This is a genomic window from uncultured Succinatimonas sp. (assembly GCF_905203285.1).
Classification (GTDB): Bacteria; Pseudomonadota; Gammaproteobacteria; order Enterobacterales; family Succinivibrionaceae; genus Succinatimonas.
Map to the genome: position 1 here is coordinate 1 of NZ_CAJKVK010000047.1, position 15,242 is coordinate 15,242.

General features: G+C 38.4%; 15 protein-coding genes. 8 read left to right on the top strand and 7 right to left on the bottom strand.

Annotation, left to right across the window (positions count from 1 at the left end; all coding sequences use genetic code 11):
* Positions 1 to 82: 82 nt before the first annotated feature.
* Positions 83 to 595, top strand: a complete 513-nt coding sequence (tpx, locus tag QZ019_RS06080) for a thiol peroxidase (RefSeq protein WP_294566105.1) — start codon at positions 83 to 85, stop codon at positions 593 to 595.
* 170 nt (positions 596 to 765) lie between these two features.
* Here the strand turns inward: tpx and thiM are convergent, their stop codons facing one another.
* Positions 766 to 1,566: a hydroxyethylthiazole kinase gene (gene thiM / locus QZ019_RS06085; protein WP_295483234.1), complete on the bottom strand. Its 801-nt coding sequence runs from the start codon at positions 1,564 to 1,566 to the stop codon at positions 766 to 768.
* Positions 1,567 to 1,664: 98 nt separating this feature from the next.
* Between thiM and QZ019_RS06090 the strand changes: the two genes are divergently transcribed.
* Positions 1,665 to 2,876, top strand: coding sequence for a histidine-type phosphatase (locus QZ019_RS06090; protein WP_295483237.1), 1,212 nt, complete (start codon positions 1,665 to 1,667; stop codon positions 2,874 to 2,876).
* A gap of 84 nt (positions 2,877 to 2,960) precedes the next feature.
* On the opposite strand, the gene QZ019_RS06095 is transcribed toward QZ019_RS06090, so the two are convergent.
* From QZ019_RS06095 to QZ019_RS06105, 3 genes are all read right to left on the bottom strand, one after another.
* Positions 2,961 to 3,809 carry an arginase family protein gene (locus QZ019_RS06095; protein WP_295483241.1) on the bottom strand — a complete coding sequence of 283 codons (849 nt, stop codon included), beginning with the start codon at positions 3,807 to 3,809 and terminating at the stop codon, positions 2,961 to 2,963.
* Positions 3,810 to 3,834: 25 nt separating this feature from the next.
* Complete coding sequence (locus tag QZ019_RS06100; RefSeq protein ID WP_286036185.1) at positions 3,835 to 4,386, bottom strand: isochorismatase family protein; 552 nt, start codon at positions 4,384 to 4,386, stop codon at positions 3,835 to 3,837.
* Between the two features lie 535 nt (positions 4,387 to 4,921).
* On the bottom strand, positions 4,922 to 5,362 hold the full coding sequence (locus QZ019_RS06105) for a hypothetical protein (protein ID WP_295483244.1): 441 nt from the start codon (positions 5,360 to 5,362) through the stop codon (positions 4,922 to 4,924).
* A 362-nt stretch (positions 5,363 to 5,724) separates the two neighbouring features.
* On the opposite strand from QZ019_RS06105, the gene QZ019_RS06110 reads away from it, so the two are divergent.
* The 6 genes from QZ019_RS06110 (at position 5,725) to QZ019_RS06135 (ending at position 12,711) form a co-directional block, all read left to right on the top strand.
* Entirely contained in the window at positions 5,725 to 6,822 is a 1,098-nt protein-coding gene (locus tag QZ019_RS06110; protein ID WP_295483246.1) for a Fic family protein, read from the top strand.
* Positions 6,823 to 7,715: 893 nt separating this feature from the next.
* Complete coding sequence (locus QZ019_RS06115) at positions 7,716 to 7,982, top strand: type II toxin-antitoxin system RelB/DinJ family antitoxin (RefSeq protein WP_295483249.1); 267 nt, start codon at positions 7,716 to 7,718, stop codon at positions 7,980 to 7,982.
* The gene (locus QZ019_RS06120) at positions 7,979 to 8,236 is read left to right on the top strand and encodes a Txe/YoeB family addiction module toxin (protein ID WP_295483252.1); all 258 of its coding nucleotides are present in this window, start codon (positions 7,979 to 7,981) and stop codon (positions 8,234 to 8,236) included. The genes QZ019_RS06115 and QZ019_RS06120 overlap by 4 nt, the downstream gene beginning before the upstream one ends.
* 784 nt (positions 8,237 to 9,020) lie before the next feature.
* A complete protein-coding gene (locus QZ019_RS06125; RefSeq protein ID WP_294565782.1) occupies positions 9,021 to 9,476 on the top strand; it encodes a type III secretion system chaperone in 456 nt (151 codons plus the stop codon).
* Between the two features lie 9 nt (positions 9,477 to 9,485).
* Positions 9,486 to 11,708: an inositol phosphate phosphatase SopB gene (locus QZ019_RS06130; protein ID WP_295483256.1), complete on the top strand. Its 2,223-nt coding sequence runs from the start codon at positions 9,486 to 9,488 to the stop codon at positions 11,706 to 11,708.
* 361 nt (positions 11,709 to 12,069) lie between these two features.
* Entirely contained in the window at positions 12,070 to 12,711 is a 642-nt protein-coding gene (locus QZ019_RS06135; RefSeq protein WP_294565776.1) for a formate/nitrite transporter family protein, read from the top strand.
* A gap of 60 nt (positions 12,712 to 12,771) precedes the next feature.
* On the opposite strand, the gene QZ019_RS06140 is transcribed toward QZ019_RS06135, so the two are convergent.
* The 3 genes from QZ019_RS06140 to QZ019_RS06150 form a co-directional block, all read right to left on the bottom strand.
* Positions 12,772 to 13,287, bottom strand: coding sequence for a GNAT family N-acetyltransferase (locus tag QZ019_RS06140; RefSeq protein WP_295483260.1), 516 nt, complete (start codon positions 13,285 to 13,287; stop codon positions 12,772 to 12,774).
* Positions 13,288 to 13,364: 77 nt separating this feature from the next.
* Complete coding sequence (locus QZ019_RS06145; protein ID WP_295483263.1) at positions 13,365 to 13,988, bottom strand: histidine phosphatase family protein; 624 nt, start codon at positions 13,986 to 13,988, stop codon at positions 13,365 to 13,367.
* Between the two features lie 125 nt (positions 13,989 to 14,113).
* On the bottom strand, positions 14,114 to 15,242 hold a 1,129-nt coding region (locus QZ019_RS06150; protein ID WP_295483266.1), incomplete at its 5' end, for a nicotinate phosphoribosyltransferase.

Genomic DNA, 15,242 nt, shown 5'->3' on the forward strand with positions numbered 1-15,242 from the left:
TTTAATTTTTATTAAATTTAGCTAACTTGCAAAAAGTACAAATTGACGTAGAGTATAGAAAAATTTTTAGAGGAAGATAAATATGATGCAAGTTACTTTTCAAAATCAGCCTGTGACCATTTCCGGAAATTTACCAAAAGTAGGTGATAAGGCTCCTGATTTTTGCCTTTGCACTGCAAGTCTTGAGGATTTTAAACTTTCTGATCATTTAGGATCAGTTCTTATCCTTTCAATTGTGCCTAGTCTTGATACAGGTGTCTGTGCAACATCTGCCCGCAAATTTAATCAGGAAGCAGCAAGTCTTGAAGGCGTAAAAGTACTTTGCATTTCAGAAGATTTGCCTTTTGCTGCCGATCGCTTCTGCACTGCAGCCGGCATTAAAAATGTCATGACTTTATCGGATTTTCGTAAAGACGGTAATTTTGGTGAAAACTACGGGGTGATGATTAAAGACGGCGCTTTACGCGGTCTTCTTACTCGCAGTATTTTTGTTATTGATAAAGAAGGCAAGATTGCATATGTAGAGTTAGTGCCAGAAATTACTAATGAGCCTAATTACGCTGCAGCAATTGAAACTGCTAAGAAATGCTTGTAACAACTGCATTTACATAAAATATTAACTATGCAATTTTTAAGCTGCAGAATAGTTATAAATGTTATTTTGCGGCTTAATATTTATGTTGTTTGTACATTATTAACATTTACAATTTATTAAACAGTAAGTCTTGAAGAATTTAGTCTACTACTCATATATTTCGTTATAAGCTAGTAATTAGTAGTAATCAAATAAAGCTCATCTAAAAAGTTAATCATCATACTGCCATTGCCTTTAGATTTTGCGGCAGCGGTTTGTCCCGCATACCCGCATAGAGCCATAGCGTTATAGGCTGCTTTAAACAGGTTCTGATTAATCGCTGCAAAAGCAGCGACGATGCCGTCTATAGTGCAGCCCATAGCCGTAACTTTTGACATCATATCAGCACCCAAATCAATACATTTTACTTCTTTACCATTTGTTATATAGTCAGTTTTTCCACTAATGATAATAACTGCGTGAAGTTTCAAAGCTAAGGCTTTTGCTCCTTCAACTGCGATTTCTCCTTGATCGCGAGTATCGACACCTGTTGTTATTTTATGTTCATCGCACAAAGCAAGAATTTCAGAAGCGTTACCGCGAATTATTGATACACGAACGTCATTTAACAATTTACGATTAAATTCACGCCTGAAGGATGTAGCACCAACCGCAACGGGATCATAGACAACAGGAATTCCTTTTTCATTAGCTACTTTTCCAGCGATAAGCATAGCTTTAAGCGATTGCTCTTCAGGAGTGCCTAGATTAAGAACCAAAGCATTAGCATATGATGCCATTTGCGCTACTTCTTCAGGGGCTCGTGACATTACGGGAGATGCTCCGATCGAAAGTAGGGCGTTTGCAGAAAAATTCATGGCTACATAATTGGTAATGCTATGAATTAAAGGTTTTTTAGTGTGAATAATTTGTATATCATTTATAAGGTTTTGATATTCAGTTTCGGAAAGAAAATTTTTTAAATCGTTCATAAATGCAGTCAAAAGAAATTATTTATCAATAGCGATATATAGTCATTATTAAGATTTACACTCAAAAGTAAAGTCGCTGTAAAAATAAAGTGTTTATTATGAAGTTATTAAATAAAATGTCTGCAGCTTGTGCAGTTATCTTTATAAGTTCTTTTTTTGGTGTAATGGCAGCAGAAAATTCTTTTTATGCTTTTGCACCATGTGCTGATGCAAAATTAGAAAAAATAGTTGTTTTATCACGCCATGGAGTGAGATCTCCTACTCAAGATTATCAAACGCTAAGTTCCTGGAGTAAAAATGATTGGCCGCAATGGAATGTTCCGTCAGGATATCTTACAGATCGCGGTTATTTTTTAATTAAAAGCCAATGGGAACATTTAAAGAAAATTTTAATTAAAGATTCCGTTTATAAAAATAACCTTTTTAAATCCGTAAAAATAATAGCCGATAGTGATCAAAGAACGGTTAAAACAGCTGAAGCAATAAGAGAAGGTATTTCATCTGAAAGCACTATATATTCAGAGAAAAATGCCGTATATCCACTATTTCACCCGGTAAAAGCCGGAATAGTTAAATTAAACTCACAAGATGTCCAAGAATCGATTATCAATAGAGTTAATAGCACCAAACAACAAGATGCAATAAATTTAATCCAGACAATAACTAATTGCTGTCCCCAATCTATTTGTGGTAAGAAAGCTCCTTGCAACTTATCAAGCATTCAAAATTCCGTTACCGTAAAAGACAATGATGTTAAATTACTTGGCGAAAAAGCAATTACATCAAGCATAGCTGAAATATTTTTACTTGAGTACGGACAATGGACAGACAGAAATGCAGGATGGGGACAAGTCGATGAAAAGACCTTAACTAAACTTTTATCTTTGCATAACGAAGTATTTGACGCTTTAAATAGGCAAAATGCTGTCGCTCTAAGTCGTGGAGGAACTTTACTTAATGCATTAAAAAATGAAATAAATGATAGAGCTTCACATATAGCCTTTTTTGTCGGTCATGATACTAATATTTCAAATATAGGTGGTCTTGCAGATTTAACATGGAGTATTCCTGATCAAGGAGTTAACTCAATTCCTCCCGGTTGTTCCTTAGTTTTCTTAAGGTGGAATTCTGAAACTGAAAATAATCAATATGTAACAGCCGCGATTGCTGCTCCATCAATAAAATTCATACATTCAGAAAATCCCGATAAAGAAAGATTGTTTCTTATTTCGGCGAATTTAAATTGTGAAGGAAAAATATGCTCTTTAACTAAGTTTAATAAAAAGATTGATAGAGCTTTAAATCGATAAAAAAAAGAGAGCTCACTTTAAAATGACAGTGTTTAATTAATATTTTGTACGAATATTTTTAGGTGAGATCAAAATTTAATTGGCTTAAGAAAAAATCCTTAAAGAGCTTAACGAATTATGCAGTTTATACTCTGCAAAAGGCAGATATTCGGCAATAGTTAATCCCATAATTTCACTATTGCCATCAATTAAATGCAAAATTTGGTTAAGTCGTGCTAAAGACATATTTCCGCCGCTACTGCCATCACCTACAAGCATCGGATTTGCAAAATAGGTTGCAGGAAATTCTGCCGGATTTAAAACATCAATATCAAGATGAACCAACACACGATTAAACCTACTGCAAAATGCAGTTATATCGCCGTCGCTAAGGGATTTATCCTTCTGTATTAAAAAGTTGACCTTAAGATCTTTTAAAAACTGCTCTTGATAATCATGTAAATCCTGAAGTCCAACATAAAGAAGATTTTCAGGCTTAAAAATAGGGTGTTTCATTTCTTTACGCAATTGAACAGCCCCACCGCCTAAAAGACTGCCAAGCACCATTGCATGGGCATTAGGATAACCGTCTTTAGGAGTCGACACATCAGGATGAGCGTTTATCCAAATTATTCCCAAGTCAGGATAAAGGCCGTGAAGGTAATCAAACGGAGCAAGTGAAACTAAGCAATTGCCACCAATAGTTATTACCTTGTCAGGATTTTCTTCATATAAAATACTTTTAGCCTTTTGAATCCCTAAAAGAACCTCGTCAAGAGCATAGATCCCATCTTTTTCTTCAGGATGAATAGTTCCTGGTGCAGGCAAATCAATTTTAAAGAGCGGTTGATTTTGATTTTCCGGTACGATTTGTGCCATCAACCGTGCACCTAAATAGTATTCATCCAAATTACCGCTGACAAAATCAGGATACAGCAAACGAATTGTTTTCATAGGTCGACTAAATCTCTAAAAGATCTTAGTTTAATTGCTCAATAGCTTGTTTTAGAGCTTTTCCGCTATCTAAAGAAGGAGAATAGTCCTCTAATACGTTAAACATTTCTTTTCCGTAGAGCACAACACCGTCTTTTAAGGTATTGAGTACACAAATATCACCAGCTATTCCGCAGATATCGATCTGTTTTATTTCATGCTTTTTGATTAGTTCTTCAATTATTGCGGCTGACTGAGAATTTTTAAAAATAGAGTATTCTTCTGTATCTTTATTGGTGCCTTTGCGTAATACTTCTACATCACCTTCAGTTGAATACAATGCATCAAGCAGCGCCTGATAAACTGCAGCGCCGACACTGTCATGAACGCAGTGCTTCGGCCATACACCGCCATTTTCTTTAAAAGAGCAATGATCATACGGATGCCAATCGGTCGTTACCAATTTAAGTACATATTTTCCATTGTTATTTTTAATGTAGTCAGCAAGCAAATCCATCTTTGCAGCTGCATCCGGAACAGGTAAAGAGCCACTTATAAAATCAATTTGAGGATCGACAATTAAAAGTAAACGATTCATAAAAGACCTCTTGCTATTTTGTCGCAATGAGTAATGTAAAACAATAATAGCCTAAATGGACACTGAAAGCAGATAAAGGATAAATCAAAGTTTTAAAAATTTGAATTAATCCTCTTCTAGCTCTGCAGACATATTTCATGTTGAACAAGAGTTATAAACACAGCAGTTACCACTGCTACAGTTCAGCAAATTAAATACTTAACAAGTATTAATTTGCGGTATTTGCAATATTTACGAAAAATATTGGATTTCCAGTTTTTAAATCTTCAAGCAAACATTCATGTTTATAAAAACATTCATTGATAACACCTTAGTTATAACCAAGGGACAACTAAAATGACTAAGAATGTTCATGAATTTTTGGACTGCCTAACAGTTAATCGCATCGCCTTTATATTTGAAAATGATTCTGTAAAAATAGTCAATTCTGATGTTTACGCAATGCAACTGCTACAACTTTAAAAAGTCGATAAGGCAAAACATTACGATCTTGATACAGAGCAGAATGTGGTTATATGGTAAACGACTAAAGAAATTAAAATAATTTGTTTATTTCCTCAGATACCTTAACCATAGCGCCATCAAGATCTCCTGATTCGTCAAAACCGAGAGCATAGGCGCCATAACAAGAGGCTACCGGACGACCTGTTACATAATCTGTGAAATTAACACTTATGCGCGAATAATCTGAATTCTGTCTGGCAGAAAAACGAGCCAAGAGAAGACGCTGCTTCTGGTCTTCAGTCAAGCTGTATATTTCTTTTTCTCCTATCACCGTAAGTCTTGTTAACTCAAGAGCATCGTAAATCTGCACTTCAAGATCCATTAGTTCTGGGTCGCCGTTATATGACAATACATTTGGTAGAACAACATATTGATATTTATTTATGTCAGCTGTCCGCGATACTGTTGAATTGCCGGCACATCCAACAACAAACAGAATAGATGAAAAAATAACAGGAGTAAATAAACGCATGATGTTCTCCTTAAATACGTTTTCTACAGTTATTTTAATACCGCAGCTGAAAAATTCGACTTCTTAGAACAACCTTTGAAAAAACTAAGTCTAGCATTAACACCTATTTTGTTGTCTTAACTTATTCTACGTTTCTGCAAATAACAAAAATAAGAAATTAATAGATAGAGTTTAAACAAAGATAAAAACAATGTTGAATAACATATTGATTTATAGTTTAAAAAATAAATTTTGAAGATGATATCCTTTAATAAAAAAACTTAACAGTAATCGGACGTGTTTTAACTTATTCACCGAAAAATTTTCGGTGAATATATTATTTTTCTCCGAAAATTAACTAAAATAATAGAAAAGGATTGATTATGTATATACATGAAAAAGAAAAATGGTGGGAATTTTCATATAACACCGATGAATTAATAAAAAAATTAGGAAATATACGAGAAAAAGAAGGTCTCTTACTTGGCAAGATGTCTCAATTAGGCTTTGATTTTCAAAATCTGTCTTTACTTGAGCACTTGTCGTCTGAGATCGTACATTCATCAGCAATAGAAGGTGAGTCCTTAAACTTAAAAGAAGTAAGATCTTCTATTGCTAACAAGCTTGGTATTGATACGGCTGGACTTGTTCCATCATCGCATCATATTGATGGCATTGTTGAAATGTTGCTTGATGCAACACAAAACTATAATACACCGTTAACTGAAGAAAGACTTTTTAGCTGGCATAGAGTGCTGTTTCCCTACGGCTATAGTGGGCTTTACAAGATTGAAGTAGGGCAATATCGCTCTAGAGAAATGCAGGTTATCTCCGGCCAAATAGGCAATGAAAAAGTTCATTTTAAAGCCGTTGAACCAAACAAAATTGCTTTTGAAATGAAAGAATTTATTGAATGGTTCAATAATTCAGATGAGCTTGATGGAATCATTAAAGCATCTATTGCACATCTAAGATTTTTAACGATTCATCCGTTTGCTGACGGCAATGGCAGAATCGCAAGAGCGCTAACAGATATGTTATTTGCTCGAACAGAAAAAACATCGCGTAGATTTTACAGTATGTCTGTTGAAATTAAAAAAAATCAAAAGTCGTATTATGAAATATTGGAAAAAACACAGAAAGGAAACGGTGATATCACTGATTGGCTGTTATGGTTCATTAATTGTTTTGACAAAGCTTTGGATACTGCTTTTTTAAAGTTGCAGGTAATTTTACAGAAAACGCATTTCTGGAATTATCATCAAAACGTCAATTTTAATGAACGCCAACAAAAGATGATAAATATGCTATTTGAAGGTTTTAAAGGAAATTTAACCACCCAAAAATGGGCTAAGCTCAACAAGTGTTCACAAGATACCGCATTAAATGATATTAATGATCTAATTTCTCACAAAATTCTAGTAAAAAGTAAAAACGGCGGCAGAAGTACGCATTATATTTTTAACGACATGAATAGATAAGTTTTTGTACAAGATGAATTGTATTTTACAAATACTTTTTGAGTTACACTTTAAATTTAACATAATATAAATTATGCGAAGTTACATCTGCAAGAAAAGATAATCGTCTTTGTTGAATACAATCACTGTTATTTCTCCTCATGTATCTATCTATTTATCAGTTTATCAGTCATTAAAGTAATTTAGACATTCTTAGCAGAAACCTAAAGTTTTAAAATTTACTGATTTTCTTAAGTTTAAAGAAATAACATTCCGCTACTGAATAATTTTTTCTTGAGAATTTCTTTTTCTGAGATAGCTGGGTTCCGTTTTTATATATAAAATCGCTTTGCCCTCCTTTCATATAAAGTAAATTTCCTACTATGGAATACCATGATTTTATTAGTTATGCCCATGAAATGATTTTTACGATAATTTAATTTTTTGATTTATCAAGAAAAAACTCTAACTACCTGCTCCTACCAGCCCGACAAAGATCGCATTGGAATCATCTATGCTCAAATCAAATATTATTGTTCTACCGTCTTTACGGTAATAAGAGAGTAAGCGCCGTTAATACCAGATAACAGATCTACCATCAGCATTTCGAGATGATAAAAACTCCGGACTTTTCGACGCTGCCGCCTGCGGATTGTCTCTAACGGTTTCAGACTCTGCAGTGACGGCACTGGATACGGTGCTTTTGTTATGAGGAGTCTGCCATGTTATTTCTCCTGTCTGTATGCAGTCCGATTGTAGACGAAGTGCTTATGAAGCCATTCATTCTACTTTCTGGACAGAAACGGCTTTTAAGAACAGGGATCTTTTATTTATGAAATGGCGATTGTTTGTTTTTTAATGATACTTCATTGCTATTTTATTATATAATCATTACATAATATGAGGGCGTTAATATGTCTGATACATGCAATTTACAGATAAGACTTGATAGTACACTTCGTAATGAAGCCCAGACCGTTCTTGCCGGTATGGGAATGGATGTATCCACCGCTGTCAGGATTTTTCTTAGACAGGTGGTTACAGATCGTTCCCTGCCATTCAGACCGAGTCTTGATCCTTTCTACAATCCTGCTAATGTGGCACATCTAAGAAAAGTTCTTGATGATGTCAGAGACGGAAGAGGAATAGAAGAACATGCTCTGATTGGAGAAGAACGTTGATATTATCTTGGCACACCGCGGCTTGGGAAGATTATCTTTACTGGCAACAGACTGATAAGAAGACACTGCGGAAAATCAATTCGCTGATTAGGGAAACTCTTCGGCATCCTACAGAAGGTAACGGAAACCCTGAAGCGTTAAAACATGAGCTGTCTGGTGCATGGAGCAGGAGAATTGACCGTGAACACAGACTTGTTTACGTATTTACCGAGAGTGCTGTTACGATTTTGAGTTGCAAGACACATTACGAATAACATTTTGCGCAATCGTTTGCCTTTGAAATATCCCTAAATTTCAGCAATTGGTAATTGGTGCTCTATGCCAGAGATCAGTGTTATAAGAAAAAGTGTAACGACCTAATTTCGGTTGATTCTAAAGTCCACCAAGAGAAGAAAGTTTTACCCTGCTGCGTTGCAGAGAACAGCGAGCAAGGGAATGTAACGCGTATATATCTGTACAGGCTCCAAAACCAATCTTCAACAAAGATTTTCAGAACTTAGAAAATTCAAGATAATTTTGTTTTCAATACAAATTAACTATTTTCGGAACATGATGAGAAAAAATCGATGAAGGATCGATGCGCTTATTCAGTAAGAATCAGTCCTGTCTAAATTGTCCGGTAAATGAAAACACTTTAACAACATTTTTTTATCCTATAAATCAAATAATTATAAGAACAGGATATTAAAAACAGTTCCGACTAGTTTCTAATTCTCTGTTTTTTCTGAAAAAATATTGCAGATACTGATTTGATATTTACATTTCTGGAATCTATTATGTAGATAATGACGTTTACGTTTTTCTAAGGATTAATGCTGTCTTAGGATTCCAATCATGCTTTACTTTGAGCGGTGACATAAAATCCGTAAAACCGTTAAGAAAGCGTAGCGTCCTTTGGCATGAATTTTACCTATCTTGCGGTATACGTTTTATATGCCGATATCGATGTCAATTACCGCCTTGCAGTGAGTACCCTGCAGATATCTGAGCTGAGTGCTACCTGATTATTGCATATACAAGCAGAATAAGGAGAACACCATGATAAGTTACCAGACTGCCACTACGCTTCTCAAAGAATTTTCTCTACAGGAAGAGATTGAACCCCTGCAGCTTGATGAAGACAATTATTGCTTACTCGTTTCCGCCGATGAGCATGTGGTGCATATCCGTTTTGACGAAGAACTGGGAACCTTCATTGTCTTCAGCAGCATAGGCACTCTTTCCAAAGATGAGGAAGTCTCAAAGCGAGAGTTGCGCGCTCTGCTTACATCAAACCTAATGTGGCAGGATACCATGGGAGCGACCATCACCCTGGCTCCGGAAAGCGACACGGTTCTTCTTCAGCAGATGTGGCTGCCGGAACAGGCTACGGTGGAAAAACTCAACGCCTTCCTGCAATCCTTTGTTCTTCTGGTCGCTTTTTGGGAAAATCGCTTCTCAAGCCTGAGTGATGAGCTCATGGAGAGCGAACAGCCGTTTTACATCAAGGGATAGGAGGAGAGTATGCCTGTTATCGATTCCATGGCGCATCTCAGGACTCTAAGTCAAGCCCAGGGGAGTTTTATCCGCCTTAACAAGAGCAATGCACAGCTTACAACATCCACGACTAAAGCGCGTTTTTGGCAACGATCTCTGCGACAAGCCGAAAAAAATGAAAGCCGAGCTGCGGCAGAACGAGTGCGCGATAGCGTATGCGCATATTGCGGCAAAGCTATGGGCACTATTCTTTTCAACCGGTACATCGGCGAAAAGAGCTTGCAGGGGGCCCGCTTCACCGGTAGCAATCTGACACAACTTCTGGATGCAGCCACCAGTTACAACGTTTCTTACCTGAGTGACAAATTGCGTGACTTCACGGGTTCAAGAACAATCCTGCCCGAAATACAGCAGGAGCTGAACCGTTCAGGCGTAAATGAAGAGAATTTCATGAGTCTTATGCATCATAGCATCGAAATTCTTGAAGGGGATTTTTTCAGTGACGAGGAAGTCGCGCATGCGTCGACTAGACTGATGACAGTTCAACAGAATCTCGTTGAGCTGCAGAATAAACTGTCTACATTTCAAAATGGACTACCGTCCGGTGCACCAGGGGTTCCCAATCTGCTGACCTGTGTAACAGGCATTATTGGAGAACTGCGCGGCAAGGCCGACATGCTTATTGCACAGAAAGAACAGAATCCTTTTTCGGGCAAAAATGTCCGCACTGCCTTTAAACAGATCTATTCAGCGTATGAAATAGTCATAAACCATGAGCTTACGCGCCTCAATCAAGAGCTTACCAGCGCTTCTTCACAACAGGCTGTGCTTTTAAACAGGCAGATCGCCGACCTTAACCAATTGCTTAAAAAAGTGCGATCCAGCAAGGTTGACCCGCCTGCCATGCAGAATGTTCGTGACAGCGCCAGAGTTTCCCAAAATGTTCTTGATACATTCAGGAAGCTTCCCCAGACTCTAGGCAAAGAGTTGCACAATATTCTTCCAGCCCTATCATCCGGCAGACTTGCAAAGGATATTAAGGCAGCCCATGTACAAGTGCTTAACTCCCAGCCGTGGAACGTCATCCAGCGCGATGTGCAATACTTCGGTCAAAGAGGAAACAGCGTGACGGCAAGATCCACCATCACGCCGGCCCGACATATAGGCCTCATCGGTCAGAGTATGGCGCAAGATCATCTTTTTGGCGTTTCTTGTGGCGACAGAGGACAAGAAAGACATGCGGTAAATCTTGCCTGTACTGAAATAAGCGTAGGCAACACAACCCTGTTCAGGGGGCTCCGCCACGGCGTTAACAGCGCATACACGCTGACGAATCCAGCCGAACGCATGCAAGCCAATAACACCAGAGCATTGGAGATATTTACCGCCGCTCTGCAAAGTTCTCCAGAACTTCTCCAGCAAGCACAAGCTTCCCAACCAGGGGATATCATCGACCTGCCCCTGCTTTCCACCAGTCTGCTCACACCTGACGTCTGGCGTCGCTCGGGAGGCGAAGCGGAAAGAAACCACCTGCGAGAACAGTGCAATGCGTGGCAGCAAGCATGTCAGGGAGGAGTGTGCAATATTACCGTGTCTATCGCAGGCCAGAGAAAAACAGTAACGGTGCGACCCAATGTGATCACATTTAATTTCGGAGTAAACACAGGAGCGCAAAGTACGGGAAAGAGTCTTTTTGGCGGATGGGGTACCTCGATGCAGTATAACGAACAGGCTATGACTCAGCTCTTTGGCACTAAGCCAAACTGGCAGGGCGGTATGGTAGCGCAATACCTGAACCGTCAGGATGTCCCCGACAGAAACAAGCAGATGGTAGCGGCTCTTCGCAGCCAGATCATAGAGCTATGGGAGAACGAGGGCTTTAAAGAGACCGGCGAGGATCCCTACCGCCTGCCATCCCGTCTGGCGATGCTAGGACATCTCATGGGCGTGATGCCGCTGTTTAATTGCAAGAGCGGCAAGGACCGTACCGGTCAGATGGACGTGGCTTGCAAGACATTGGCCCTGCAGATGTATGAACAGGGCGGAGTTCCTCCGCTTAATCAGTCACGAACCAGCATGGATAAACATATATTCCAGCAAGTGGCAATCAATGGCGGCAATCTTGAAATGCAGCGCATGAACACAGGGTTGGCAGGGTTCAAGACGTCAGGCGTAGCGGGGCTTGATAAGCTTTTTTCTGAAAGCGGCAAAGAAATGCACCGCGGACTTAGCCATTATGTCGAAGTCTGAGTACAGCTAAGGCGTTATTTGTGCCAAACAGTATCAACGCTGTTGATTTCACCCTGCGCCATACGGTGCAGGGTGTTTTATCATGAACCCTGACGCAAAATGGCGTTACAGCCTTCTGCAGATGCAAGACGCATATTACCAAAACAGTCTCTTTTACATTGAAACTCTTCGAGTCGTGCCATGTGATTCATTGCAAGATTTTCCCGTTGTCACTAACGGTGTAAAAACGATCCGCAAAATTATATCTTGCGCGTATCCGTGACAGTGATTTTAACTTTTTTAAACATCCACTTCAGTTAAACAAGCATTTTAAAACTGAAACATGGTAAACTTTGCCTCCGCTTTTTAAGCTTTTCTAATAATGGCAAAGCTTTTGACCAGAGGACTTATTAAAGCCATGATCACTTCACAACCATTATCCTTTATTGTTAAATCCATTCTTGCCGGCATGCTAATCGGCTGCGGATGTCTTGCTTATGTCGTTATTGAAAATAAATACATCGGATCTTTTTTGTTCTCCCTTGGTCTTCTTACGATTATCATCAAAGAATACAATCTTTACACCGGCAAAGTAAGCAACTGGATACCCAAAGATACACTAAAGCTTCTTGTCATGTTTTTACTCAATGCATTTGGAACTGCTTTAGTCGCTTATTTATTCACTTTTACCAGAGCAAATATAGACGCAATACATCCTTTAGTAGAAGCGAAAATTAATGATAACTTGCTTTCTGTTTTTATTTTGGCTTGCGGATGCGGTGCGATGATGCATATAGCCTGCTTTAATTTTGCCGCCAAAAATCATCCGCTTTATGTCATTATGCCGATTATGTTTTTTATTTTATGCGGATTTGAGCACTGTGTTGCCAACGCAGGCTTCTTCGCTATGGCAAAGACACCTGTGACTTTAGATCTGATTGCAAAAACAGCAGTTACGGTTATAGGCAATGCAATAGGATCTTTAATCTTCGCAAGGCTTATACCTGCTCCGTCCATAAAATAACCTATCTTTATTATTACCGTCATTTCTTATGTAAATTAGTTGACGGTAATAATTGCAATACTAAAACTTCTTTAAATAAAACTTATTCATTGTCGTATGTATTGTCGGCACCGGTTGCGCTATGCTTTCATACCCGAGTTTTTCGTACAAACGTACTGCAACTGCAAGATTGGTATGAGTTTCAAGATAGAGTTGCTTATAACCAAGTTCTTTAGCTTTAACTTCAATAACCTCCATCATTTTCTTGCTTAACCCCAATCCTTTTACACTTTCATCAAGATACAGCTTTTGAACCTCAGCACATTCAGGTAAACCTTCAAATTCTGCAAACCCTACTCCGCCAACCACTTCATCCTTTTCATTAGTAACAACAAAATAAGATCTTCTATCAGGATGTTCAGCATAAAATGCACTTAAATGATCAAGCTCGGGATCAAAATACGCTGTTCCAGGAATATCCAAATGATAACGCTGTAAATTTGTACGTATGATTTTTGCAATTACAGCATCATCTTTTGTACAAATATTTCTTATTTTGTAGTTTTTTGCTAAAAATTCATCATCATTTCTACTCATAAGATTATTCTCTATACATTAACGTGCCAGTATTTTTATATTACAAAGCTGCAAAATAAGTATATCGATATATTTGGTTAAGGCTTTTCTCCGCCTAAAACATCAACAGCTTCTTTAAGCAAGGAGTAACCGTTTTTATCTGCTTTAACTACTGTCATTCCGCAATTTTTAAGCGGTTGGCGCCGCCAGAACTGACTTATGCTTAAATTTGCCGACAATGTAACAATACCGCGAATAAATGCTCCGTGCGAGGTAATTAAAATTTTGCTGTCCTCAGGATAATCCATTGCCATAATCTTATTTAAAAACTGAAGATTACGACGTAACAATTCGTAAAAGCTTTCTCCGTCTTTTGGGGGAATATAATTTAACGAATCGTGGAAAAATCTGTTTAAAGGAGCTGTAGGATCACGCTCGGCAAGATTAAGACTTTGTCCTTCATAAATTCCAAAAGAAATCTCTTTTAAAAGCGGTTCAATAATAATCGGAGTATCTTTACCTTTAAGAACCGTTTGCGCGGTAAGTTTTGCTCTTTGCAAAGGACTTGTATAACATGCGGTAAAATCAACATCAGAAAGCAAACGGCAAGCCTTTTGCGCTTGCAATATGCCCTCTTCATTTAAAGGAATATCCGTTTGCCCCTGCATTTTTCTTGCAGCATTCCATACCGTCTTACCGTGACGCATAAAATAAAGATACATAAAAAACCTCAGGCAAAATCTACGATAAAAATAAGTAAGCTTTTTATGAAAATTAAGGCCGCGTAAAGCAGCCTTATAAACCTAAAATTACCGTCTTTGCTTTAACGTAAAAACGGCAATTTTTATTACTGCTCATGTTTATGAGCTTCTTCCAATAACTCGATCTTCATATTGTAGTATGCAGGGCTCATATCCAGGAAGTGATGATGCGGATTTTCAAAACGCTGCTCTTCAGGCCATATTTCATGCTCAAGCTGGCGTTTTACATATTCACGGATTTCATCAAGAGACGGAGACGGCTTGATTCTCTTGCCGTCAATCATGACCGTCTCAAGCATCTGACGCATCGTGCATCCGACAAATGATTTGTGCTTCCAAGGCTTATTCGGATCAATAAAGGTATATTCCTTGGTTAAGTCCGGAATTTCATCTTCTAAAGTGAGCAAATCAGCGACGGCATAACCGCGCTTATCATAAATTCTCCACAGATGCTTTCTGCCTGGATTTGTAATCTTCTCAACGGTATCAGATACTTTAATCTTAGGAATAAACTTACCGTTTTCCTTGATCGCTGCAAGCTTATATACGGCACCGAAAACCGGTTCGCTTCTTGCCGTAATCAATCTTTCACCGACGCCAAATGAATCAATACAGCCACCCTGATCAAGAATTGAACGAATGGTAAACTCATCAAGGCTGTTAGATGCAACGATTTTGCAGTCGGTAAGTCCTGCAGCGTCAAGAACCTTTCTTGCTTCTTTTGATAAGTAAGCTAAGTCACCTGAATCAATTCTAACGCCCTTAAGTCTCTTGCCCTGCGGCTCCAGAACTTCTTTTGCAACTTTTATAGCATTAGGAAGACCTGAGGTCATTACATCGTAAGTATCAATAAGCAGTATTGAGTTTTGCGGATAGATTTCAACAAAATGCTTAAAGGCCGTATACTCATCTTTATGACACATGATCCAGCTGTGCGCCATGGTGCCGTTTACCGGAATATTGAACATTTTTGCGGCCATAACGGTCGAAGTACTGTTAACTCCTCCGATATATGCAGCTCTTGCACCGTACACTGCAGCATCAATGTTATGAGCGCGGCGGGCACCGAAATCAGACACGGGACGACCTTGGGCTGACTGTATAATTCTTTGGGTTTTGGTCGCGATTAATGACTGATGGTTTATTTGAGCCAAGATTGCGGTTTCGATTAATTGAGCATCCATTAAAGGAGCAATTACGGTCAAAACCGGCTCT

Excerpts from the sequence above, each read along its gene's own strand:
- tpx (WP_294566105.1), top strand. The coding sequence starts at position 83 with ATGATGCAAGTTACTTTTCAAAATCAGCCTGTGACCATTTCCGGAAAT.
- thiM (WP_295483234.1), bottom strand. The coding sequence starts at position 1,566 with ATGAACGATTTAAAAAATTTTCTTTCCGAAACTGAATATCAAAACCTT.
- QZ019_RS06090 (WP_295483237.1), top strand. The coding sequence starts at position 1,665 with ATGAAGTTATTAAATAAAATGTCTGCAGCTTGTGCAGTTATCTTTATA.
- QZ019_RS06095 (WP_295483241.1), bottom strand. The coding sequence starts at position 3,809 with ATGAAAACAATTCGTTTGCTGTATCCTGATTTTGTCAGCGGTAATTTG.
- QZ019_RS06100 (WP_286036185.1), bottom strand. The coding sequence starts at position 4,386 with ATGAATCGTTTACTTTTAATTGTCGATCCTCAAATTGATTTTATAAGT.
- QZ019_RS06105 (WP_295483244.1), bottom strand. The coding sequence starts at position 5,362 with ATGCGTTTATTTACTCCTGTTATTTTTTCATCTATTCTGTTTGTTGTT.
- QZ019_RS06110 (WP_295483246.1), top strand. The coding sequence starts at position 5,725 with ATGTATATACATGAAAAAGAAAAATGGTGGGAATTTTCATATAACACC.
- QZ019_RS06115 (WP_295483249.1), top strand. The coding sequence starts at position 7,716 with ATGTCTGATACATGCAATTTACAGATAAGACTTGATAGTACACTTCGT.
- QZ019_RS06125 (WP_294565782.1), top strand. The coding sequence starts at position 9,021 with ATGATAAGTTACCAGACTGCCACTACGCTTCTCAAAGAATTTTCTCTA.
- QZ019_RS06130 (WP_295483256.1), top strand. The coding sequence starts at position 9,486 with ATGCCTGTTATCGATTCCATGGCGCATCTCAGGACTCTAAGTCAAGCC.
- QZ019_RS06135 (WP_294565776.1), top strand. The coding sequence starts at position 12,070 with ATGGCAAAGCTTTTGACCAGAGGACTTATTAAAGCCATGATCACTTCA.
- QZ019_RS06140 (WP_295483260.1), bottom strand. The coding sequence starts at position 13,287 with ATGAGTAGAAATGATGATGAATTTTTAGCAAAAAACTACAAAATAAGA.
- QZ019_RS06145 (WP_295483263.1), bottom strand. The coding sequence starts at position 13,988 with ATGTATCTTTATTTTATGCGTCACGGTAAGACGGTATGGAATGCTGCA.